Genomic DNA, 22524 nt, shown 5'->3' on the forward strand with positions numbered 1-22524 from the left:
GCACGGACGGCGGCGCGGCGGGGCGCGGAAACCTTCACCGGCTCGCCGCCGTTCGTCCCCAACCCCACGGGCATAGTGGGGTGTCAACATCGCTTCAACGGGGGTAATCGCAGCATGCGTTCCATACGTACGCCCTTCGCGCACCGGCGCGGACGGCGGCCCACCGTCCTCGCCGCCACCGGTCTGGTCGCGGCCCTGGCGCTCACCGCCACCGCCTGCAACGGCTCCGGTGACGACAAGTCGAGCGACAAGCCCGGCGCCACGGCCACCTCGGCGGCCGACGGCGCCGGCAAGGTCGAGATCCCGGCCGACATCGCGAGCAAGCTCAAGGAGCACGGCATCGATGTCGACAAGTGGGCGGACGGCGGCTGGAAGAACTGGGACAAGGACAAGTGGCTCAGTGAGGCCAAGGACTTCGTCAACCCGGTGATCGAGGGACTCTGGAAGCCGGAGCGGATGCGGTCCGCGAAGGAGGCCAACAAGACGGTCACGGCGAAGGACGCCGCCGCCGACCAGGGCGTCAGCGACCCGGATCCGCAGCCGGTGCGGGCCGCGGCGGAGAAGACGCCGTACCACGACAACGCGGCCCCCGTCGGCAAGGTCTTCTTCGACTCCCCCGAGGGCTCGATGGTCTGCTCCGGCACGGTCGTCAAGGACGTCAACCACCCTGGCAAGTCCAACCTCGTGTGGACGGCGGGTCACTGTGTGCACGCAGGCAAGGGCGGCGGCTGGTACCGCAACATCACCTTCGTGCCGTCGTACAACGACCTCGGCAAGCCGGAGTCGCAGCTGGCCGATGCCACGAGCTCGCAGATCGCCCCGTACGGCACCTGGTGGGCGGACTGGGCGTCCACCTCGAACGAGTGGATCCAGGGCGGCTCGGAGACGGGCGGCGCGGGTGCCGCGTACGACTACGCGGTGCTGCACGTGAAGCCGGAGTCCGGGTCGAAGTCCCTGGAGGAGACGGTCGGCGCGGCGCTGGACGTGGACTTCTCGGCCCCGTCCGCGACCGAGGTCGCCAAGATGGGTGCCTGGGGATACCCGGCGGCGCCGCCGTACAGCGGTCTGAAGATGTTCAAGTGCATCGACCGGCCCGGCCGGCTGTCGATCAGCCCCGCGCTGCCGACGATGTACCGGATCGGCTGCACGATGACCGGCGGTTCGTCCGGCGGCGGCTGGTTCCGGGTGGTGGACGGCAGGACCGAGCTGGTGTCGAACACCTCGATCGGTCCGGCGGACAACACCTGGCTCGCGGGCCCGCAGCTTGGCAAGGAGGCCGAGGGGCTCTACCAGAACATGAGCAGGACGTACGGCGGTCGGTGACCCCGGCACGCCGAAGGCCCGCCCCCTGCGCCGAGCAGGAGGCGGGCCTTCGGGCTGTACGGGTCAGGCCGCGGGAGTGGGCACGTACGGTGCCAGGTCCGCGGCCAGCTCCTCGTGCACCCGCACCTTGAGCAGCGTGCCCTCCGCGGTGTGCTCCTCGGAGATCACCTCGCCCTCGGTGTGGGCACGGGCGACCAGCTTGCCGTGGGTGTACGGCACGAGCGCCTCGATCTCGACGGACGGGCGCGGCAGCTCGTTGTCGATCAGCGCGAGCAGCTCGGCCATGCCCTGGCCGGTGCGGGCCGAGACCGCGATGGAGCGCTTCTCGATCCGCAGCAGCCGCTGGAGCACCAGCGGGTCGGCCGCGTCGGCCTTGTTGATCACGACGATCTCGGGCACGTCGGTGGCGCCGACGTCCCGGATCACCTCGCGCACGGCGGCCAGCTGCTCCTCCGGGATCGGGTGCGAGCCGTCCACCACGTGCAGGACGAGATCGGCGTCGCCGACCTCCTCCATGGTGGAGCGGAACGCCTCGACCAGGTGGTGCGGCAGATGCCGGACGAAGCCGACGGTGTCCGCCAGTGTGTACAGCCGGCCGCTCGGGGTCTCCGCCCGGCGGACGGTCGGGTCCAGAGTCGCGAACAGGGCGTTCTCGACCAGGACGCCGGCTCCGGTGAGGCGGTTGAGCAGGGAGGACTTGCCGGCGTTGGTGTAGCCCGCGATGGCGACGGACGGCACCTTGTTGCGCTTGCGCTCCTGGCGCTTGATCTCGCGGCCGGTCTTCATCTCCGCGATCTCCCGGCGCATCTTCGCCATCTTCTCGCGGATCCGGCGCCGGTCCGTCTCGATCTTGGTCTCACCGGGACCACGGGTGGCGAGGCCGCCGCCCTTGCCGCCGCCCATCTGGCGGGACAGCGACTGACCCCAGCCCCGGAGCCTCGGCAGCATGTACTGCATCTGCGCGAGCGCGACCTGCGCCTTGCCCTCCCGGGACTTGGCGTGCTGGGCGAAGATGTCCAGGATCAGGGCCGTACGGTCGATGACCTTGACCTTGACGACGTCCTCAAGATGGATCAGCTGGCCGGGGCTCAGCTCACCGTCGCAGATGACGGTGTCCGCGCCCGTCTCGATCACGACGTCGCGCAGCTCCTCGGCCTTGCCGGAGCCGATGTAGGTGGCCGCGTCGGGCTTGTCGCGGCGCTGGATCACGCCGTCGAGCACGAGCGCGCCCGCGGTCTCCGCGAGGGCGGCGAGCTCCGCGAGGGAGTTCTCCGCGTCCAGCACGGTCCCCGAGGTCCAGACGCCGACGAGCACGACCCGCTCCAGGCGGAGCTGGCGGTACTCGACCTCGGTGACGTCCTCGAGCTCGGTGGAGAGGCCGGCCACGCGGCGCAGGGCCGCGCGCTCGGAGCGGTCGAACTGGTCGCCGTCCCGCTCTCCGTCGATCTCGTGGCTCCAGGCGACGTCCTCTTCCATCAGGGCATCGGCCCGAAGACCTTCGGGGTAGGCGTGCGCGAAGCGCTTGGTGTCCTGGGAAAAGGAAGAAGAGGAGGTCATTGGGTCCTTACGTCGATGGGGATTCCGATACGGCGGTCATTGTGCTACGGCGGTCACTGAGCACAACGTACGAGTCTCCTGGGAGATTCCCGGACCCGTACCACGTCAACCCGAAGATGGTCGCACGGGACGCCCCGTCTCGTCACCGCCTTATTCGCCGTGCGCGGTCTTGCCGGTCAGGGCCTTGCCGTGTGGGCTCCTGGCGGGTGCGTCCTTGGTCTGTGCGCCCTTGGCGGGCGGCGTGGACGCCCAGTCCGGGTGGCCCGGCATCGGCGGGGTCTTCTCGCCGTAGAGCCAGCCCTTGAGGAACCCGCCGAGGTCGCGGTCGGCGATCCGGGAGGCCAGCTCCACGAAGTCGGCCGTACTCGCCGTGCCGTCCCGGTGGTCACGCACCCACGCCCGCTCCAGACGCTGGAAGGCGTCCTTCCCGATCTCCTGCTGCAGGGCGTACAGCACCAGCGCGGCTCCGTCGTAGACGTTGGGCCGGAAGATGCTGATCTTCTGGCCCTCCTTGGGCGGCTTGGGGGCGGCGGGCGGGCCGCCCGAGGCCCGCCAGCCGTCCGAGGCGCCGTAGGCGGCCTTCATGCGTGCCTCCATGGGCTTGTTCGCCCTCTCCTGCGCGTACAGGGACTCGTACCAGGTGGCATGCCCCTCGTTCAGCCACAGGTCGGACCAGCTGCGGGGGCTGACGCTGTCGCCGAACCACTGGTGGGACAGCTCGTGCACCATGACCGACTCGATGTACCACTTGGGGTAGGCCGGCTCGGTGAACAACTCCTTCTCGAAGAGGGAGAGGGTCTGCGTCTCCAGTTCGAAGCCGGTGGAGGCCTGCGCCATGAGCAGGCCGTACGTCTCGAAGGGGTAGGCGCCGACCTTGCTCTCCATCCAGGCGATCTGGTCGGGAGTCTTGGCGAGCCAGGGTCCGAGGGCCCTGCTGTCGGCGGCGGGGACCACGTCGCGCACCGGCAGCCCGTGGGGTCCGGTGCGGTGCAGGACGGCGGAGCGGCCGATGGACACCTGGGTGAGCTCGGTGGCCATGGGGTGCTTGGTCCGGTACGTCCAGGTGGTCGAGCCGCCGTCCCGGCCCACACCGGCCCGAACTCCGTTGGCCACGGCCGTGAGGCCGTCGGGGGCGGTGACCCGGATGGTGAACATCGCCTTGTCCGACGGATGGTCGTTGCACGGGAACACCAGGTGCGCGGCGTCGGCCTGGTTGGCCATGGCGAGGCCGTCGGAGGTCCGCACCCAGCCGCCGTCCCGGCCCTTGACGGGCCTGGGGTCACTGGTGTGCCGCACGGTGATCCGCATCCAGGAGCCCTTGGGCAGCGGCACCCGAGGAGTGACGACCAGATCCTCACCGGCGGCGGCGAAGGTGGCCGGCAGGCCGTCGACCTCGACGGACTCGACCTTGCCGTGCGCGAAGTCGAGGTTGATGCGGTCCAGGTCGGCGGTCGTCCGGGCGTCGATGGTGGTGACGGCCCCCAGGGGTTTGTCGTTGGTGCCGGGATAGGTGAAGGAGAGGTCGTACGACGTGACGTCGTATCCCGGGTTGCCCAGGTACGGGAAGAGGCGGTCGCCGACGCCCAGCGGCTCGGCGGGGGCGCCGGCGGCCAGGAGGCAGACGGAGACGGCGGAGGCGAGGAGGGCCGCCGTGCGGTGCCGGGAGGTCCTCGTCCTCTTCGGCCGGGGAGGGCGGGTGCGGAGGATGAGCAGCATGCACCACCGCTACCAGCGCGCGCCCGCCCTGCGGTGGCGACGCGCGCCCGGCCCACCCGAACGGGTTGGGGGTCGGTTCCTCAGGAGGCCTGCGATGTCCTCCCTCAGGAGGAGGCGGGGGCCTGGTGCTGGGCCCGGCTCACGTCGTACACGCCGGGTACGTTCCGCATCGCCCGCATGAGGACCGGGAGGTGGGCCGCGTCGGGGAGTTGGAGGGTGTACGTGTGGCGTACGCGCTGCTGGCTGGGCGGTTCGACGGTCGCGGACACGATCTCGGCGCCTTCCAGGGCGATCGCTTCGGTGAGGTCGGCGAGCAGATGGGGGCGGCCGAACGATTCGGCGACCAGCGTGACCCGGCACTCGGTGGTGTCACCCCAGCGCACAGCGACCTCCGCGCGTCCTGTGCTCGTCATCCGGGCCACCGCGGCACACTCCACCCGGTGCACGGTCACCACCCCGCCGCGCACGGCGAATCCGGTGATTCGGTCAGGCGGTACGGGAGTGCAGCACCCGGCGAGCCGTACGGCGGCTCCCGGCGGGTCCACGAGGACGTCGGCGCCTCGGGGGCGCGCGGCTCGGGCGTCGCTGCCGGAGCGAGCGCCGGGGGCATCCGGGGTGACGTGCGCGGCGGAGGCGCCGGGACCGGCTGCCGGGCCGTCCGGGGCCGCACCGGCGTCGGTCTCCTGGGCGTGCGTGCCGGCGGACGCGTCCCGCGCGGCCTCGCCCTCCGGATGCGCCGCCAGCCACCGCTGGATGGCGATGCGCGCGGCCGGGGTGTGCGCGTGCTCCAGCCACTCCCTGGAGGGCTCGGAGGCCGGGTCCTGGCCCATGAGGAGTTGGACGCTGTCGCCGTCTCGGAGGACCGTGCTCAGCGTCGCGAGGCGGCCGTTGACGCGGGCTCCGATGCACGCGTGCGCGTCCTCGCCGTACTGGGCGTAGGCGGCGTCGACGCAGGTGGCGCCCTCGGGCAGGCCGAGCGTGCCGCCGTCGGGCCGGAAGACGGTGATCTCGCGGTCCTGGGCCAGGTCCTCCCGCAGGGTGGACCAGAAGGTGTCGGGGTCGGGCGCGGCCTCCTGCCAGTCGAGGAGGCGGGAGAGCCAGCCGGGGCGGGTGGGGTCGGCGCGCTCGCCGTCGCTCGCGGACTGCTCCTCCGAAGGAGGAGCGTAGGGATTGCCGAGCGCGACGACCCCGGCCTCGGCGACCTTGTGCATCTGGTGGGTGCGGATGAGGACTTCGGCGACCTGGCCGTCCGGGTGGGCCACCGCGGTGTGCAGCGACTGGTACAGGTTGAACTTCGGTACGGCGATGAAGTCCTTGAACTCCGAGACGACGGGCGTCATACAGGTGTGCAGCTCGCCCAGGACGCCGTAGCAGTCCGCGTCCTCGCCCACCAGGACCAGCAGCCGGCCGAAGTCCGCCCCGCGCAGTTGTCCGCGTTTGCGGGCCACCCGGTGGACGGAGACGAAGTGGCGCGGGCGGATGAGGACTTCGGCCTGGATGTCGGAGTCGCGCAGGACCGTGCGCACCTCGTCGGCGATCTCCGCGAGTGGATCGTCGGGGCGTGCCGCGTTGTCGGCGATCAGACGGCGGGTGTGTTCGTACTCCTCGGGGTGGAGGATCGCGAAGACGAGGTCCTCCAGTTCGGTCTTCAGGGCCTGGACGCCGAGCCGTTCGGCGAGCGGGATGAGGACGTCGCGGGTGACCTTGGCGATGCGGGCCTGTTTCTCGGGGCGCATGACGCCGAGGGTGCGCATGTTGTGCAGCCGGTCGGCGAGCTTGATCGACATCACACGGACGTCGCTCCCGGTGGCGACGAGCATCTTGCGGAACGTCTCGGGCTCCGCCGCGGCTCCGTAGTCGACCTTTTCCAGCTTGGTGACGCCGTCGACGAGATAGCGCACTTCCTCGCCGAACTGTTCCCGCACCTGATCCAGCGTCACGTCGGTGTCCTCGACGGTGTCGTGGAGCAGAGAGGCCGTCAAGGTGGTGGTCTCGGCACCGAGTTCGGCCAGGATCAGGGTCACGGCGAGCGGATGGGTGATGTACGGCTCGCCGCTCTTGCGCATCTGGCCGCGGTGCGAGGACTCGGCCAGGACGTAGGCCCGGCGCAGCGGTTCGAGGTCGGCGTCTGGGTAGTGGGCGCGGTGGGCCTCGGCGACATGGCCGATGGCGTCCGGCAGACGGTCGCGGCCGGCGGGACCGAGCAGCGCGACGCGGCCGAGTCGGCGCAGGTCGATCCGGGGGCGGGCCTTCCTGCGGGCCGCTGTAGGGGCTACAGGGCCTGGGGTCGCAGGGTTCGTGGCCTCCGCACTCATGGGCACCTCCGGCTCGTGGACCGGCGGACGGGGCCCCAGGGCATACGCGGCTCAGGGTTGGCGACGTTCCCCCGTCCGTGCCGGTGCTTGATGCTACCGAGCCCATCACGCCCGACTGACCCGCTCTCGCCGAGCGTGAAACGGATCACCCATTCGAGCGACGATTTGGAGGTTTACGGTTTTGCGCCACGTGCCTCGCGCCCTGCCATCGTTTCGCACCACCCCGGAGGCCAGGATCCACGGATCCACGCGCCCAGGGCTGCGGGAGCTGCGTTTCTCGCGGTCAGCGAACCGCGTTTTCCAGCCACTCGGCGTCGATCCCGCCCTCGGCGACGATCACCGCCGGACCGGTCATCTCGACCTCGCCGTCGGGTCGCTCGGTGATGACCAGACGTCCGCCGGGCACGTCCACGGTGTACGTCACCGGGGTTCCGGTGACGGTCGGGTCGGCGCCGTCCCGGCGCGCGGCGGCCACGGCGACGGCGCACGCGCCCGTGCCGCAGGAGCGGGTCTCTCCGGAGCCTCGCTCGTGCACGCGCATCGCGACATGGCCGGGCCCGCGGTCCACCACGAACTCGACGTTGACCCCGTCGGGGTAGGCGGCGGCCGGGCTGAAGGGGGGCGGGTCGAGCAGCTTGCCGGCGTGCGCGAGGTCGTCGACGAAGGCGACCGCGTGCGGGTTGCCCATGTTCACGTTGCGCGCGGGCCAGCTGCGCTCGCCGACGCTCACCGTGACGTCCCCTTCGGGGAGACGCGCTCTGCCCATGCCGACGGTGACGTCACCGTCCTTGGCGATGTGGACGGCCTTCACTCCCCCGCGCGTGGCGATCGCGAGGTCCCCTTCGGCCACATGTCCGGCGTGCTGGAGGTAGCGCGCGAACACACGGACGCCGTTGCCGCACATCTCCGCGATCGAGCCGTCACTGTTGCGGTAGTCCATGAACCACTCGGCGTCGGCCGCCATGTCCCTGGCCTCCGGGTGCGCGGCGGAGCGCACGACGTGCAGCACGCCGTCACCGCCGATGCCGGCGCGGCGGTCGCACAGGGCGGCCACGGCGGCCGGGGTCAGGTCGATGACGTTCTCGGGGTCCGGAACGATCACGAAGTCGTTCTCGGTGCCGTGACCCTTGAGGAAGGCGATCCGCGTGCTCATTCCTCGATCGTACGGGGTCGGTACGACAGCCGTACGGGACGTACCGGGTGGGATGGGACGGGACGCATCGGGGGGGACGACGGACCGGCTAGCGCAGCCGGGCCACGCGCCACACGGCGAGGACCGCGATCACCGCCACCAGCAGGACGTAGCCGATGACGACCCGCCAGTCCGGGCGGCGTCCGGAGCCGCGCGGGGGCAGGCCGGGGAAGGTGTGGCCCACGCGGCGGGCGGCCATCATGCCCCAGCCCGCGGCGCAGCAGCAGATCAGCAGGCCCAGCATGGCGATCACCGCGCCGCTGTCGCCGAAGTCGAAGGCGAGGGGGAAGGCGAACATCAGGGAGCCGACCGCGGCCAGGCCGACGATGGGCGCGAGCTGCCAGATACGCAGTCGGCGCTGTGGGCGCAGCTCGACCTCGACCTCCGGTCCGCCGGCGAACATCTCCTCGGGCTCGGGACCGTCGTCGGTCACACCGCCCGCGGTCTCGTCGGGCCCGTCGGAGCTCAGAGGGCCCTCACCCGGTTCCGGTTCTACGCCGCCGACGCCGATGTGCTCGGTGTCTTGTGCCGCCTGTGCGGTGTCGCGAGGGCCGGCCTCCATCGCCACGCGCCCTCCCAACTAGGACTCCACTTGGTCGATCGAAGCTCGATGATGGCACGGCGCCGGAGGCCTCGATGACCGGCGGCGCATCCCGATGCCATCACGTGATCAGGCTGTAACCGGTCGTTCGACCAACGCCAGGGCGAGGTGCGGAAGTTCTGTGAGGTCCGTCGCGGCCCCACTCAACCACTGCACGCGGGGATCGCGCCTGAACCATGAATCCTGACGGCGCGCGAAGCGCTTGGTGGCGCGCACGGTCTCGGCCCGTGCTTCCTCCTCGGTGCAGTCCCCGGAGAGCGCGGTGAGCACCTGCTGGTAGCCGAGCGCGCGCGACGCCGTACGCCCCTCGCGCAGGCCTTTCGCCTCCAGTGCGCGCACTTCCTCCACCAGACCCGCGTCCCACATCCGGTCGACCCGGCGCGTGATGCGCTCGTCGAGCTCGGGGCGGGCGACGTCGACCCCGATCTGGACGGTGTCGTAGACGGAGTCGTGACCCGGCAGGTTGGCGGTGAAGGGCTGGCCGGTGATCTCGATCACCTCAAGGGCCCGGACGATACGGCGGCCGTTGCTGGGCAGGATCGCCCGCCCCGCCTCGGGGTCGGTGGCGGCGAGACGCGCGTGCAGCGCCCCGGAGCCGCGCAGCGCGAGCTCCTCCTCCAGCCGGGCCCTGACCTCGGGGTCGGTGCCGGGGAACTCCAGATTGTCGACGGCTCCGCGGACGTAGAGGCCGGAGCCGCCGACGAGGATCGGCCAGCGCCCCCGGGCGAGCAGGTCGTCGATCCTGGCGCGGGCCAGCTTCTGGTACTCGGCGACGGAGGCGGTGACGGTCACGTCCCAGATGTCCAGCAGGTGGTGCGGGACGCCGCCGCGCTCCTCGGGCGTCAGCTTGGCGGTGCCGATGTCCATCCCGCGGTAGAGCTGCATGGAGTCGGCGTTGACGACCTCACCGCCGAGCCGCTGGGCCAGGAAGACGCCCAAATCGGACTTTCCGGCCGCGGTGGGACCGACGACGGCGATGACGCGGGGGGCGGAGGGTGCGCTGCTCACCGCACCAGTCTCGCAAACCTCGCGACCACGTCTCGAACGGGTTACGTGACGCACCGGGTTCGGCGTCGTTGCCCGTTGCGAGGATCCGGCCGCCGGTTTCGAGGGGCGGTGACCCGGGCGACGCAAACGGACGCTCCGGGTGACGCGGGATTTCGCCCGCACGAGTAACGTATGGAGTGGATATGGGCGTTTTTGCACGACTTCTTAGGAAATCAAAGGCGACGGAGGAGACCTCCGCCGCCGAGGCGCGGGTCGGCGCGGAGCCGGCCGGGGCCGAGGCGGAGGACGTGGCCGACAACGCGGCGAAGGTGACGGCCGAGGACGCGACGAAGGGATTGTCGGAGGCGAAGGCACCGGCGGGAGACGGCGACGAGAGTGCGGCGGCGACCGCGACCGACGCCGCCAAGGGTGCCGCCGCCGAGAGCGCCGACATTCCCAAGCAGCAGTCGGCCGAGAAGGCCGCCGACAACGACGCCGGTGAGGGCGCCCGTACATAGCTGATCCGCGAGGGAAGGTGGACCATGCATCTCTTGGACACCCTGAAGGCCAAGCTCGCCCCGGCCAAGGAGAAGGTGTCGGACCTCGCGCACCATCACGAGGACAAGATCGACAAACTTGAGCACGGTCTCGACAAGGTCGCCAAGGCCGTCGACGAGAAGACCAAGGGCAAGTACAGCGAAAAGATCCATGCGGGCACCGACAAGGCCAAGGGCGCCATGGACCGCTTCGTGCAGAAGAGCGGCACCGAGCCGGGTGAGGGCACAGCGACACCGCCCGAGGCGCCGCCACCGGCGTCCTGAGCGGTCACGGCGGTGGCCCGGCAGGTGGATCGGCGGACGGCCGAGGAGCGTGGGGGCTCCCGGCCGTCCGCCGTTTCCGGGACGTGCTCAGGACCAGGCGGCGACCAGGTACCCCACCCCATAGGGCGCGTCCTCGTAGAGCAGCGCGCCAGTGAGGTTGGCGCCCTCGGCCGCGCCCGCGAGGATCTGCCAGGGGGCTCGGCCGGAGACCTTCAGCTCATACGCCAGCTCGACGTCCAGGGCCTTCAGCGCCACCACGTCTGCCGCGCCCAGCGCACGCGCGACCTTCGCGTCGAAGGGTGCCGCCCGCTCGTCGAGGTAGCCCGGTGCCTTGAGTGTGCGGCAGGCGCTGGCGTCGCCCATCACCAGCAGTGCCACCCGATCGGCCCGCGCTCCGATGTCCCTTCCGACCGCCGTGCAGCGCTCGGGTGTGAGCGATTCCTCCACACCGAGTCCAACGATCGGGGCGTCCGCCCAGCCGGTCCGCTCCAGCAGCCATGCGGCGACGGCGAGCGACGGCGGCAGCTCCCGCTCGGACTCCGGGGCCCGCCCCGGGCCGAGCCGTACATCGAGGTCGACGCCGAAGCCGCGGAAGGAACCCCGGGCGCCCTGCGGATGAGGCCCGCTTCCGCTCTCCCCCGCGGGCCCGACCACCACCAGCCGGTCGGGACGGGCGGCGGCGAGCACCCCGAGCGCGTCCGTGCACGCGGCGCGCGCGGCGTCCAGCTCGGCTGCGGCGCCCGAGGCGATCTGGGGCACGAGGAGCGGTGGACAGGGGCAGACTGCTGCGGCGACAAGCATGATCGGCAGGGTAATGCCGTACGGCGGCCCTGACGTCACTCCTCGTCGAGCACGTCTGCCGGATCGAGGCCTGATCGATCAGCGTCAGTCGCAGCCGCACCCGCTCGTCGCCACCGGCAGCGGCGCCGGGGCGCCGATCTGCGGCAGGCCGAGCATCACGCCGGCCGGCTTCGCCGCCTCCGCCGCGTTGCGCTTCGCCCAGGCGTCACCCGCTCGCGTGGGGCGCACGCCGAGAACGGCGCCCTCGGCGAGGAGGTGGTGCGGGGCGGCGTAGGTGATCTCGACGGTGACCACGTCGCCGGGGCGTACCTCCTGCTCCGGCTTGGTGAAGTGGACCAGGCGGTTGTCGGGGGCGCGGCCGGACAGGCGGTGCGTGGCGCCGTCCTTGCGGCCCTCGCCCTCGGCGACCATCAGCTCCAGGGTGCGGCCGACCTGCTTCTTGTTCTCCTCCCAGGAGATCTCCTCCTGGAGGGCGACGAGACGCTCGTAGCGCGCCTGCACGACCTCCTTGGGGATCTGGTTCTCCATGGTGGCGGCCGGGGTGCCGGGCCGCTTGGAGTACTGGAAGGTGAAGGCCTGCGCGAAACGCGCCTCGCGGACGACGTGGAGGGTCTGCTCGAAGTCCTCCTCGGTCTCGCCCGGGAAGCCCACGATGATGTCCGTGGTGATCGCGGCGTGCGGGATGGCGGCGCGGACCTTCTCGATGATCCCGAGGTAGCGCTCCTGCCGGTACGAGCGGCGCATCGCCTTCAGGACGGTGTCCGAGCCGGACTGGAGCGGCATGTGGAGCTGCGGCATCACGTTCGGCGTCTCGGCCATCGCCGCGATCACGTCGTCGGTGAAGTCGCGGGGGTGCGGGGAGGTGAAGCGGACGCGCTCCAGGCCCTCGACGGAGCCGCAGGCGCGCAGCAGCTTGCTGAAGGCCTCGCGGTCACCGATGTCGGAGCCGTACGCGTTGACGTTCTGCCCGAGCAGCGTGATCTCGGAGACGCCCTCGCCGACCAGCGCCTCGACCTCGGCCAGGATGTCGCCGGGGCGGCGGTCCTTCTCCTTGCCGCGCAGGGCCGGGACGATGCAGAAGGTGCAGGTGTTGTTGCAGCCGACGGAGATCGAGACCCAGGCCGCGTACGCGCTCTCGCGCCGCGTCGGCAGTGTGGAGGGGAACGCCTCCAGGGACTCGGCGATCTCGACCTGCGCCTCCTCCTGGACTCGGGCGCGCTCCAGCAGAACCGGCAGCTTGCCGATGTTGTGCGTGCCGAAGACGACGTCCACCCAGGGCGCCCTGTTCACGATGGTGTCGCGGTCCTTCTGCGCCAGACAGCCACCGACCGCGATCTGCATACCGGGCCGGGCCGCCTTCTTCGGCGCGAGGCGGCCGAGGTTGCCGTACAGCCGGTTGTCGGCGTTCTCCCGTACGGCGCAGGTGTTGAAGACGACGACGTCCGCGTCCCCGTCCGACCCCTCGGGGGCGCGCACATAACCGGCCTCTTCGAGCAGCCCGGACAATCGCTCGGAATCGTGGACGTTCATCTGGCACCCGTAGGTGCGTACTTCGTAGGTCTTCACGCCCACGGGCCGGCTCCGGTCGATGCTGCTCATGTGACAAGGGTAGGGGGTTCCCGGAGCACCCCCTCCCTGAGGGATGAAGCCGAGGGATATAGCTGCGCAATTGCGAAATTTGGCAATCACTTAGCTGATTCCGGGTGCACGGGTCACCGTGTTCGGATCCGGCGCGGCCGCACGAGAGGATGGCCGCATGTTCCTGACGAGTAGGCGGACACGATGCACCGAGGTCCGGCGGGCGGTGCCGTGCCGCCATGCCGGGGAAGGGGCGACACCGTGAGCGCGCCGCTGTACCAACTGAAGGCCGAGTTCTTCAAGACACTCGGCCACCCGGCACGCATCCGCGTCCTGGAGCTGCTGAGCGAGCGCGAGCACGCGGTCGCCGAAATGCTGCCCGAGGTGGGCATCGAGCCCGCGCATCTGTCCCAGCAGTTGGCGGTGCTGCGGCGCGCCAACCTGGTCAGGACCCGCAAGGAGGGCGCGAACGTGTACTACTCGCTGACGAGTCCGCACGTCGCCGAGCTCCTGCGGGTGGCCCGCACCATCCTGTCCGGCGTCCTGGCCGGACAGGCCGAGCTCCTCGCCGATCTGCGGGCCGCACAGGGTGAGGAGAAGCCGTCGGCGTAGCGGCGGGGTCGTACGGAGACACAGGGGGGTGATCCGGCCCGCGCCGCGGCCTGAAATAGCCGTGGTTCAGGTCACGTTCGGATGTGGCCGGATTGCGGACGTCACGTGCGCACGGCCATGGCATGCTCATGTCTCGTCGCCGAGTTACCGGCCAGTACGGCACATTGCCGCTGTCCGCCGGTACCTCCTTGCCACCCCCCACCCTCAGGAATCACCTTGCGCAGACGCACGAGGCACACGCATGCCCTCATGCCCGCCTTCGCCGTGACCGCCCTCCTGTTCGCCGTCGGCTGCTCCTCGTCCTCACCGCAGGCCGAGCAGCCCGCCGCGGGTCACAGCCGGCAGACCCAGGGCCCGGACGGCACCGCCACGACCGCCGCGGATCACTCGCTCACCGTCGCCGCCGCTCCCGCCGCCACCCCGACCGCGGCCGCCGGCCCGGACGGCTCGGGCAGGCCGGCACACAAGACCACACTCACCGTCAGCTCGTACGACAGCAAGACCCGACGGGCCGTCATCTCCCAGGGGAAGAAGCCCGTTTCCCCCTCGCCCTCGGCGTCCTCCCCCTCTCCCGGCGCCTCCGCCGGCCGGCACGAGGCCGCCGTCGGTGACGTCATCGCCAGCGCCCCGGCACCCGGTGCGCCGCACGGTCTGCTCGCCAAGGTCACCAAGGTGATCGGCGAGACCGACAGGGGCACGGAGGTGCAGACCGAGCCCGCCGCGCTCAACGCCCTGCTCGGCGACGACACGGCGAAGGGCACCGTGCCCGTCGACCCGGCCTCCTTCGACATCGACAAGCTGCTGCCCGACGTCAAGGTCTCCTGGTCCAGGACCGGTGATGTGCACGTCGGCCCCAAGGGCGCCACGGTCCCGCTGGGCAGCCTGCGGCTCGACGTCTCCGCCGAGGTGCCCACACCCGAGGGCGCCCCGGTCTCGGCAGCCGCCTCGGTGTCCGGCTTCGTGCAGGTCGCTCCGCAGGTCGACTTCAAGTACGGCGGCCAGGGCACCGACACCCCGCCCGGCTCCGCCTACCTGGGCGTCTCCGGCGACTGGACCTCGGGCTGGGCCGTCAAGGGCCGCGCCGCCGCCTCCGCCACACCGCTGCGCATCCCGTTCGCGAAGCTGCACGCCGACCCGGTGCTGCAGGTCGGCCCCGTCCCGGTCGTCGTCAACCTCGATCTGACCTGCTACTTCCAGATCAGCGCCGACGGCAAGGTCACCGTCGACGTGCAGCAGAGCCTCAAGGGCGACTTCAAGGCCGGCGGCACCTTCGGCGCGGGCAAGGGCTGGACCCCGGTGAGCGCCTCGGACATGACGAGCACACCGGTGCGGACCTCGGTGACCGCCGCCGGGAACGTGAAGACCGCGCTCGGCGCCGAGGCCTCGGTCGGTCTCTACGGCACCGTGGGCGTCACCGCCGACCTGGCGCCGTACCTGCGCGGCGAGGCCTCGGGAACGGTGGAGGCCTCGTCGGACACCACCGGCGCGAAGACCACCGGCAAGTGGGGTCTGTACGGCGGCGTGGACCTGTCCGGCACCCTGCGCCTCCAACTGTCGATCTTCGGCACCCCCATCCTCCAGCGGAGCATCCCGCTGGGCGCGCTGCACCGCGAGTGGCAGCTGGCGGGCGACTCGGTCTGAGCGACGTCAGGCGCCGCCGGGTACCCATCCCTGGCGGCGCAGGACGGCCGTCACGTCCGGCGCCGCGTAGTGCTCGCCCTTGAGGACCTTGCCGTCGGCCCGGCGGGCGACCTCGCCGTCGAGGCCCAGCTTGCTCATGTTGGAACGGTGCACCTCGGCGATCACCGCGTCCAGGTCGATGCCGTGGACCAGGGCCGTGCCATAGGCCACGTAGACGACATCGGCCAGTTCGTGCGCGAGCCGGTCCAGGGGGCCGGCCACCGCGACCTCGGCAACCTCCGCGGCCTCCTCGGCGAGCAGTTCCCCGCGGTGCGCGGCCAGCTCGGCGGGCACCTCCGTCGGTCTGCTGCGGGCGTCGAGGCCGAAGGCGACGTGAAACTCGCGGACGAGGCCGGCGGGCGAGGAGTTGCTCATACGGCGACTGTAGCGGCCGCCACCGACAACCCCCCGCGGCGAGCCCGGCGCTGGTCAGGACCGCGGGCGGCTGGCAGGATCGCGCGCATGTCCAAGGTCTTCCCCGGTATCGGCAGGCGCCGCGCGCTCCAGGGCGCGGCCGCCGGCTTCGTCGCGTTCGGGCTGCTGCTGTGGTGGCTGCTGCCGCTCGGCGAGGAGCCGCCGAGCGGGACGATCGTCTTCAGCACCGGCACGCCCCGAGGGGTCTACCAGGAGTACGGGGAGCGGCTGCGCACCGAACTCGACAGGGACATGCCGGGTCTGTCGGTGAAGCTGCTCAACAGCGCCGGTTCGCAGGAGAACGTGCGGCGGTTGGCGACCGGGAAGGCCGACTTCACCATCGCGGCGGCCGACGCGGTGGAGTCGTACGAGCTCCAGCACCTCAGTGGTGCCGGGCGGCTGCGCGGTGTGGCCCGGCTGTACGACGACTACGTCCAGCTCATCGTGCCGCGCGACTCGCACGTCAGGTCCCTCTCCGACCTGAAGCACAAGCGAGTGGCCATAGGGCTGCCCAACTCGGGGGTGCGGCTGATCGCCGTCCGGCTGCTCAAGGCCGCGGGGATCGATCCCAAGAAGGACATCACGCCGGTGTCCGACGGCATCGACACCGGGCCCGACAGGCTGCAGCAGGGGAAGATCGACGCGTTCTTCTGGTCCGGCGGGCTGCCCACGAACGGGCTGGTCCAGCTCACCAAGACGTTCGACTTCAAGTTCGTCCCGATCGACGGCGACGTGGTCGACAAGCTCCACGCCGAGGGGGACTCCGCCCGCTACTACCGGGCCACCAACATGCCCGAGTCGGCGTACCCGTCCGTCCAGCAGGGGTCGACCGTGGCGACCATCGCGGTGTCCAACCTGCTGATGACCCGCACGGACATGGACCCCCGGCTGATCGAGTGGGTCACCCGAACCGTCATCAAGAGCCGTGACGACATCGGCGCCCACGTCCACTCCGCGCAACTGGTGGACCTCCGCACCGCCATCTACACGGACCCGCTCAGGCTGCACGAGGGGGCACGACGCTACTACCGATCGGTGAAGCCCTAAAAACGGGGAGCGCGCACGCCCCCTAAGCCACCGCCTCGCTCCTCGGCACCCGCACCGTCACGCTCAGGCCGTGCGGGGCATGGTGCTCGTACTCGATGGAGCCGCCGCCCGCCGCGAGGAGGGCGCGGGTGATGGAGAGGCCGAGGCCGGAGCCCTTGACGTTCTGGTGGCGGCCGCTGCGCCAGAAGCGGTCACCGACGCGGGCGAGTTCCTCCTCGGTGAGGCCGGGGCCGGTGTCGGTGACCACGACCGTCGAGGACTCGCCGTTGGAGGCGACGGTCACCGTGACGGTGCCGTCCTGCGGTGTGAACTTCACGGCGTTGTCGATCACCGCGTCCAGCGCGCTGGACAGCGTGATCGGGTCGGCCCAGCCGGTGGTCGGCGGGCAGTCGCCGGTCAGCCGGACCCCCTTGGCCTCGGCCGTCGGCGCCCACGCGGCCAGCCGCTCGGCGGCCAGTTGTCCGATGTCGGTCAGCCGCAGGTCGGCCTCGGCGTGCTCGGCCAGCGCGAGGTCCAGCAGGTCGTCCAGGACCTGCGCGAGCCGCTTGCCCTCGGTACGGACCGAAGCGATCTCCTCGTTGCCCTCGGGCAGTTCGAGGGCGAGCAGTTCGATGCGCAGCAGCAGCGCGGAGAGCGGGTTTCGCAACTGGTGCGAGGCGTCGGCGACGAAGGCGCGCTGCTGCTCCAGCACGTCCTCGACGTTGTCCGCCATCTCGTTGAACGACCGGGCGAGCCTGCGGAGTTCCGGCGGCCCGCCGGCCACCGCGACCCGGGACTTCAGCCGCCCGGTGGCGATGTCATGGGTGGTGGCGTCGAGCACGCCCACGGGCTTGAGCACCCAGCCGGTCAGCCGTAGCGCGGCGCCCACGGCCAGCAGCATCGCGGCGATCTCACCGGCCCCGATCAGCAGCCAGCCGCGCAGCGTCCGCGACCGCATGGGCCCCGTGGGCGAGTCGGTGAGCACGACCGCGACGACGTCCCCGTCCCGGATCACCGGCGAGGCGACGATGAGGCGGCTGCGCTGCCAGGGCCACACCTGTTCGGGGTCATGGCTGCGCCGGCTGAGCAGCGCCTCGTCGAAGGCGTCCCGCGCCTCCCCGCTCTGGGGCAGGAGCCAGTCGTCGGGTGCGTTGGCCATCGCCGCACCGTTGCGGTAGAAGACCCCCGCGCGAATGCCGTACACCCCGTAGTAGCTGGCGAGTTCGCGGCGCAGCGTCTCCTTGCGGTCGTCCTCGGTCGTGCGCGGGGACCCGGTGCCGTCGGTGACGAACTGGGCGAGCGCCGCGAAGCGCGCCGTGTCGTCGATCCGGTCGACGACCACCGTCTGCTGCTGGGCCGCGGCCACGCTGACGGCGAGCGGGAGGCCCAGTGCGAGCAGCACGGCCGCCATCAGGACGATGAGCAGCGGCAGGAGACGTGTGCGCACCCGTCCCCGCTACGCGGCCGGGGCGACGAGTCGATAGCCGACGCCGCGTACGGTCTCGATCAGCGCGGGCATGCGCAGCTTGGCGCGCAGGGAGGCGACATGCACCTCAAGGGTGCGTCCCGTTCCCTCCCAGCTGGTGCGCCACACCTCGCTGATGATCTGCTCCCGCCGGAAAACGACGCCGGGGCGCTGGGCGAGCAGCGCGAGAAGGTCGAACTCCTTGCGGGTCAGTTGGACGACCGAACCGTTGACGCTGACCTGGCGCGTGGGCAGTTCGATGCACACGGACCCCAGGCGCAGCGCGTCCTCGGTGCCCGGCACGGCGTCCTCGTGGGCGGTGCGCCGGCTGACGGCGTGGATCCGGGCGAGCAGTTCCCCGGTGTCGTACGGCTTCACCACGTAGTCGTCGGCGCCGAGGTTGAGGCCGTGGATGCGGGAACGCACGTCGGAACGGGCGGTGACCATGATCACCGGGGTGCTGGTGAGCTTGCGGATCTTGCCGCAGACCTCGTATCCGTCCTGGTCGGGCAGGCCGAGGTCGAGCAGGACCACGCCGAAGCCGGGACCCTCGGGTACGAGCGCCTGAAGCGCCTCCTCGCCGCTTCGGGCATGGGTCACATGGAATCCGTGTCGCGCGAGGACCGCGGAAAGCGCCGCGGCAACGTGGTTGTCGTCCTCGACGAGCAGCAGTCTCATCCCGGCCCCCTCCGGTTCAGTGGTCGTACGGTGGCGGTTCGTTCTCGGCTTGTACAAAACGCGCGCACGCGCGCGTGCACCAAGGCAGTCACGCCGATGGATGATGATGACGTCAAGACGGTTCCGGTTCCATGCGGGTTCCGTTACCCGGCCGATACATGCCCCGGCCTCAACTGCTACGACACGTGTCCGATTGCTATCGGATCGTGATGCTCAGATTCCCCTCAGATGTAATGACGCTGGTCATCCGGGGTTACTACATTCCTCCGAAACCGAGGAGGACGGAGCCCGAAAGCGATGACCGAAGTATCGGTGGCCAAGCAGGACAAGGCCGCGACCGGCGACTTGGTCGTCCTGGAGAGCGTCAACAAGCACTTCGGCGCGTTGCATGTACTCCAGGACATCGATCTCACGATCGCCCGCGGTGAGGTCGTGGTGGTCATCGGGCCCTCCGGGTCCGGGAAGTCCACCCTGTGCCGCACCATCAACCGCCTGGAGACCATTGACTCGGGCACCATCACGATCGACGGAAAGCCGCTGCCCCAGGAGGGCAAGGAGCTGGCCCGGCTGCGGGCGGACGTCGGGATGGTCTTCCAGTCGTTCAACCTCTTCGCGCACAAGACCGTGCTCGAGAACGTGATGCTGGGCCAGATCAAGGTCCGCAGGACCGACAAGAAGCAGGCCCAGGACAAGGCCCGCGCCCTGCTCGACCGGGTCGGCGTGGGCACCCAGGCCGACAAGTACCCGGCACAGCTCTCCGGCGGCCAGCAGCAGCGCGTCGCCATCGCGCGCGCTCTGGCCATGGGCCCGAAGGTCATGCTCTTCGACGAGCCGACCTCGGCCCTGGACCCCGAGATGATCAACGAGGTCCTGGAGGTCATGCAGCAACTCGCCCGCGACGGGATGACGATGATCGTCGTCACCCATGAGATGGGATTCGCACGATCGGCTGCAAACCGGGTGGTCTTCATGGCCGACGGCCGGATCGTCGAACAAGCTGCGCCCGACCAGTTCTTCAGCAATCCGCGCAGCGACCGGGCCAAGGACTTCCTCTCGAAGATCCTGCACCACTGACGGCACGCGTCCGCGCCGCGGACGACCGACCTGCGCCACCCGCCTGACGGCTCCCCTGTTCACCAGACAAAGGATGTTCACGATGAAGCTCCGCAAGGTCACCGCCGCCTCGGCCGTCGTACTCGCTCTCGCCGTGTCCGCCACCGCGTGCGGCGGCGGCAAGAAGGACGACGGCGGCTCCTCCTCCAGCGGCGGCGGCAAGATCAAGATCGGCATCAAGTACGACCAGCCCGGCCTCGGCCTGAAGGAGCCGGACGGTTCCTTCTCCGGCTTCGACGTCGACGTGGCGACCTACGTGGCCGGCAAGCTCGGCTACAAGCCCAACCAGATCCAGTTCGTCGAGACCAAGAGCGCCGACCGCGAGAACGCCCTCGCCCGTGGCGACGTGAAGTTCATCGCGGCCACCTACTCGATCAACGACGAGCGCAAGCAGAAGGTCGACTTCGCCGGCCCCTACCTGCTGGCCCACCAGGACCTGCTGGTCAAGAAGGACTCGGACATCAGCAAGGCCACGGACCTCAACGGCAAGAACCTGTGTTCCGTGACCGGTTCCACCTCGGCGCAGAACATCCACGACACGATCGCCCCGAAGGCCAACCTGAAGGAACTCAGTGGCTACTCCGAGTGCATCGCCGCTCTCCAGAGCGGTGCCGTGGACGCGGTGACCACCGACGACTCGATCCTCGCGGGCTTCGCCGCGCAGGACAAGTACAAGGGCCAGTTCAAGCTCGCCGGGCTCAAGCTCAGCAACGAGAACTACGGCGTCGGTGTGAAGAAGGGCGACACCGCGACCCTCGACAAGATCAACAAGGCTCTGGAGTCGATGGTCAGCGACGGCTCCTGGCAGAAGGCGGTCGACAAGAACTTCGGCCCGGCCGAGTACAAGAACGAGCCCGCGCCGAAGATCGGCCAGATCGTCAAGTAAGGCCGGCCCCAGCTCCGCAGGGTTCCCCGGGCGCGCCGTCGCCAGCCGCGATCACGGCGGCGGCGCGCCACGCCCTCCTCGTACGCCACACACCCGGAAGCGCGGGAGATCGTGTTCGACTTTCTTGAAGGTTACGACGTCCTCGGGGCGTTCTGGATGACGGTGAAACTCACCGCCCTCTCCGCCCTGGGCTCCCTGGTCTGGGGCACCCTGCTGGCCGCGATGCGGGTGGGCCCAGTGCCGCTGATGCGCGGGTTCGGAACCGCCTATGTCAACTTCGTCCGGAACATCCCCCTGACGGTCATCATCCTCTTCACGTCGCTCGGCCTCGCCGACATCTTCGGCGTGACGATGGGCGCCTCCGACTTCAAGGTCCAGGGCTTCCGACTGGCCGTGCTCGGCCTGATCGCCTACCACGCGGCCTTCGTCTGCGAGGCGCTGCGATCCGGCATCAACACCGTGCCCGTGGGACAGGCGGAGGCGGCCCGCGCGATCGGGCTGACCTTCAGCCAGACACTCAGGCTGATCGTGCTGCCGCAGGCGTTCCGCGCGGTGATCAGCCCGCTGGCGAACGTACTGATCGCACTGACCAAGAACACCACCGTGGCGGCCGCGATCGGTGTGGCCGAGGCCGCCTATCTGATGAAGTCGATGATCGAGAACGAGGCCCAGACCCTGGCCATCGGCGCCGTCTTCGCCTTCGGATTCGTTGTTCTGACCCTTCCCACCGGCCTGTTCCTCGGCTGGCTGGGCAAGCGACTGGCGGTGAAGCGATGAGCTCCGTTCTCTACGACACCCCCGGCCCCCGGGCCAAGCGGCGCAACCTCGTCTTCACCGTGCTCTTCGTCGTTCTGCTCGCCCTGCTGCTGTGGTGGGTCTGGCGGACCCTGGACGACAAGGGCCAGCTGAAGTGGGTCTTGTGGCAGCCGTTCACCACATCCGAGGCGTGGACGACGTATCTGCTGCCCGGCCTCGGCGACACCCTGAAGGCCGCCGCGCTCGCCATGGTCATCGCGCTGCCCCTGGGCGCGTTCCTCGGCATCGCGCGCATGTCCGACCACCAGTGGGTCCGCATACCGGCCGGCGTCGTGGTCGAGTTCTTCCGCTCGATCCCGGTCCTGCTGCTGATGCTGTTCGCCAACGAGTACTACGCCCGCTACACGAACGTGACCAGCGACGACCGGCCGCTGTACGCGGTCGTCACCGGCCTGGTCCTCTACAACGCCTCGGTCCTCGCGGAGATCGTCCGGGCCGGCATCCACGCCCTCCCCAAGGGACAGACGGAGGCCGCGAAGGCGATCGGTCTGCGCAAGGGCCAGACGATGACCAGCATCCTGCTCCCGCAGGCGGTCACGGCCATGCTTCCGGCCATCGTCAGCCAGCTCGTGGTCATCGTGAAGGACACCGCGCTGGGCGGCGTGATGATCGGCTACACCGAACTGCTCAACACGCGCAGCACGCTGGCGGCCAACTACGCCAACGTCATCCCCAGCTTCATCGTGGTGGCCGTCATCTTCATCGCGCTGAACTTCGCTCTCACCACCTTCGCCAGTTGGCTGGAGGGCCGGCTGCGGCGCAGCAAGCGGAGCACGGGCGCGGTCCTCGGGGCGGACGACGCGGTGGAACTCAACCCGGCTGAGGTGGGGGGCTCCTTCGGAAGCGGTGCCGCTGTCTGATGACCAGCCAAGTGGCATGATCGGCACGGGGGCAGTGGCATGATCGCCACTGCCCCCGTCACTTGACGCAAACCCCGCCAATG

At 70.3% G+C, this 22524-nt stretch carries 21 protein-coding genes; 10 read left to right on the top strand and 11 right to left on the bottom strand.

Translation table 11 applies throughout. From position 1 onward, the window contains the following. Positions 1-114: 114 nt before the first annotated feature. Positions 115-1323, top strand: a complete 1209-nt coding sequence (locus AB0I54_RS30665) for a hypothetical protein (protein ID WP_363299448.1) — start codon at positions 115-117, stop codon at positions 1321-1323. A 63-nt stretch (positions 1324-1386) separates the two neighbouring features. Here the strand turns inward: AB0I54_RS30665 and hflX are convergent, their stop codons facing one another. The 6 genes from hflX to miaA form a co-directional block, all read right to left on the bottom strand. Beyond that, entirely contained in the window at positions 1387-2880 is a 1494-nt protein-coding gene (gene hflX, locus AB0I54_RS30670) for a GTPase HflX (protein ID WP_363299449.1), read from the bottom strand. Between the two features lie 150 nt (positions 2881-3030). Then, entirely contained in the window at positions 3031-4596 is a 1566-nt protein-coding gene (locus tag AB0I54_RS30675; RefSeq protein ID WP_363299450.1) for a M1 family metallopeptidase, read from the bottom strand. 104 nt (positions 4597-4700) lie between these two features. Beyond that, the gene (locus AB0I54_RS30680) at positions 4701-6911 is read right to left on the bottom strand and encodes an HD domain-containing protein (protein ID WP_363299451.1); all 2211 of its coding nucleotides are present in this window, start codon (positions 6909-6911) and stop codon (positions 4701-4703) included. A gap of 283 nt (positions 6912-7194) precedes the next feature. After that, positions 7195-8064, bottom strand: a complete 870-nt coding sequence (gene dapF / locus AB0I54_RS30685; protein ID WP_363299452.1) for a diaminopimelate epimerase — start codon at positions 8062-8064, stop codon at positions 7195-7197. A gap of 88 nt (positions 8065-8152) precedes the next feature. After that, positions 8153-8665: a hypothetical protein gene (locus AB0I54_RS30690; RefSeq protein ID WP_363299501.1), complete on the bottom strand. Its 513-nt coding sequence runs from the start codon at positions 8663-8665 to the stop codon at positions 8153-8155. 108 nt (positions 8666-8773) lie between these two features. Beyond that, positions 8774-9712, bottom strand: a complete 939-nt coding sequence (gene miaA, locus AB0I54_RS30695; RefSeq protein ID WP_363299453.1) for a tRNA (adenosine(37)-N6)-dimethylallyltransferase MiaA — start codon at positions 9710-9712, stop codon at positions 8774-8776. A 182-nt stretch (positions 9713-9894) separates the two neighbouring features. Here miaA and AB0I54_RS30700 point away from each other — a divergent pair, with 182 nt between their 5' ends. Together AB0I54_RS30700 and AB0I54_RS30705 are read left to right on the top strand one after the other, a co-directional pair. Beyond that, entirely contained in the window at positions 9895-10209 is a 315-nt protein-coding gene (locus AB0I54_RS30700) for a hypothetical protein (protein WP_363299454.1), read from the top strand. Positions 10210-10233: 24 nt separating this feature from the next. Then, complete coding sequence (locus AB0I54_RS30705; protein WP_363299455.1) at positions 10234-10512, top strand: antitoxin; 279 nt, start codon at positions 10234-10236, stop codon at positions 10510-10512. Positions 10513-10599: 87 nt separating this feature from the next. On the opposite strand, the gene AB0I54_RS30710 is transcribed toward AB0I54_RS30705, so the two are convergent. Further along, on the bottom strand, positions 10600-11313 hold the full coding sequence (locus AB0I54_RS30710) for a class III extradiol dioxygenase subunit B-like domain-containing protein (protein WP_363299456.1): 714 nt from the start codon (positions 11311-11313) through the stop codon (positions 10600-10602). Positions 11314-11397: 84 nt separating this feature from the next. After that, on the bottom strand, positions 11398-12912 hold the full coding sequence (miaB, locus tag AB0I54_RS30715; RefSeq protein WP_363299457.1) for a tRNA (N6-isopentenyl adenosine(37)-C2)-methylthiotransferase MiaB: 1515 nt from the start codon (positions 12910-12912) through the stop codon (positions 11398-11400). A 240-nt stretch (positions 12913-13152) separates the two neighbouring features. Between miaB and AB0I54_RS30720 the strand changes: the two genes are divergently transcribed. Both AB0I54_RS30720 and AB0I54_RS30725 read left to right on the top strand, forming a co-directional pair. Then, positions 13153-13503, top strand: coding sequence for a metalloregulator ArsR/SmtB family transcription factor (locus AB0I54_RS30720; RefSeq protein WP_363299458.1), 351 nt, complete (start codon positions 13153-13155; stop codon positions 13501-13503). 249 nt (positions 13504-13752) lie between these two features. Further along, entirely contained in the window at positions 13753-15144 is a 1392-nt protein-coding gene (locus tag AB0I54_RS30725; RefSeq protein WP_363299459.1) for a hypothetical protein, read from the top strand. Positions 15145-15150: 6 nt separating this feature from the next. Here AB0I54_RS30725 and AB0I54_RS30730 read toward each other — a convergent pair whose 3' ends face one another. After that, positions 15151-15558 carry a MazG nucleotide pyrophosphohydrolase domain-containing protein gene (locus AB0I54_RS30730; RefSeq protein ID WP_363299460.1) on the bottom strand — a complete coding sequence of 136 codons (408 nt, stop codon included), beginning with the start codon at positions 15556-15558 and terminating at the stop codon, positions 15151-15153. Between the two features lie 87 nt (positions 15559-15645). On the opposite strand from AB0I54_RS30730, the gene AB0I54_RS30735 reads away from it, so the two are divergent. Continuing rightward, a complete protein-coding gene (locus AB0I54_RS30735; protein ID WP_363299461.1) occupies positions 15646-16644 on the top strand; it encodes a TAXI family TRAP transporter solute-binding subunit in 999 nt (332 codons plus the stop codon). 22 nt (positions 16645-16666) lie between these two features. Here AB0I54_RS30735 and AB0I54_RS30740 read toward each other — a convergent pair whose 3' ends face one another. Together AB0I54_RS30740 and AB0I54_RS30745 are read right to left on the bottom strand one after the other, a co-directional pair. Continuing rightward, entirely contained in the window at positions 16667-18070 is a 1404-nt protein-coding gene (locus tag AB0I54_RS30740) for a HAMP domain-containing sensor histidine kinase (RefSeq protein ID WP_363299462.1), read from the bottom strand. A gap of 9 nt (positions 18071-18079) precedes the next feature. Then, entirely contained in the window at positions 18080-18766 is a 687-nt protein-coding gene (locus AB0I54_RS30745) for a response regulator transcription factor (RefSeq protein ID WP_363299463.1), read from the bottom strand. Positions 18767-19063: 297 nt separating this feature from the next. Between AB0I54_RS30745 and AB0I54_RS30750 the strand changes: the two genes are divergently transcribed. The 4 genes from AB0I54_RS30750 to AB0I54_RS30765 all read left to right on the top strand — a co-directional run bounded on the left by AB0I54_RS30750 (position 19064) and on the right by AB0I54_RS30765 (position 22441). Then, entirely contained in the window at positions 19064-19840 is a 777-nt protein-coding gene (locus AB0I54_RS30750) for an amino acid ABC transporter ATP-binding protein (protein WP_363299464.1), read from the top strand. Between the two features lie 82 nt (positions 19841-19922). Continuing rightward, positions 19923-20765 carry a glutamate ABC transporter substrate-binding protein gene (locus tag AB0I54_RS30755; protein ID WP_363299465.1) on the top strand — a complete coding sequence of 281 codons (843 nt, stop codon included), beginning with the start codon at positions 19923-19925 and terminating at the stop codon, positions 20763-20765. Positions 20766-20876: 111 nt separating this feature from the next. Continuing rightward, the gene (locus AB0I54_RS30760) at positions 20877-21542 is read left to right on the top strand and encodes an amino acid ABC transporter permease (protein WP_363299466.1); all 666 of its coding nucleotides are present in this window, start codon (positions 20877-20879) and stop codon (positions 21540-21542) included. After that, on the top strand, positions 21539-22441 hold the full coding sequence (locus tag AB0I54_RS30765) for an amino acid ABC transporter permease (protein WP_363299468.1): 903 nt from the start codon (positions 21539-21541) through the stop codon (positions 22439-22441). The genes AB0I54_RS30760 and AB0I54_RS30765 overlap by 4 nt, the downstream gene beginning before the upstream one ends. Positions 22442-22524 lie beyond the last annotated feature (83 nt).

The sequence above is a fragment of the Streptomyces sp. NPDC050625 genome, from assembly GCF_040654755.1.
GTDB lineage: Bacteria > Actinomycetota > Actinomycetes > Streptomycetales > Streptomycetaceae > Streptomyces.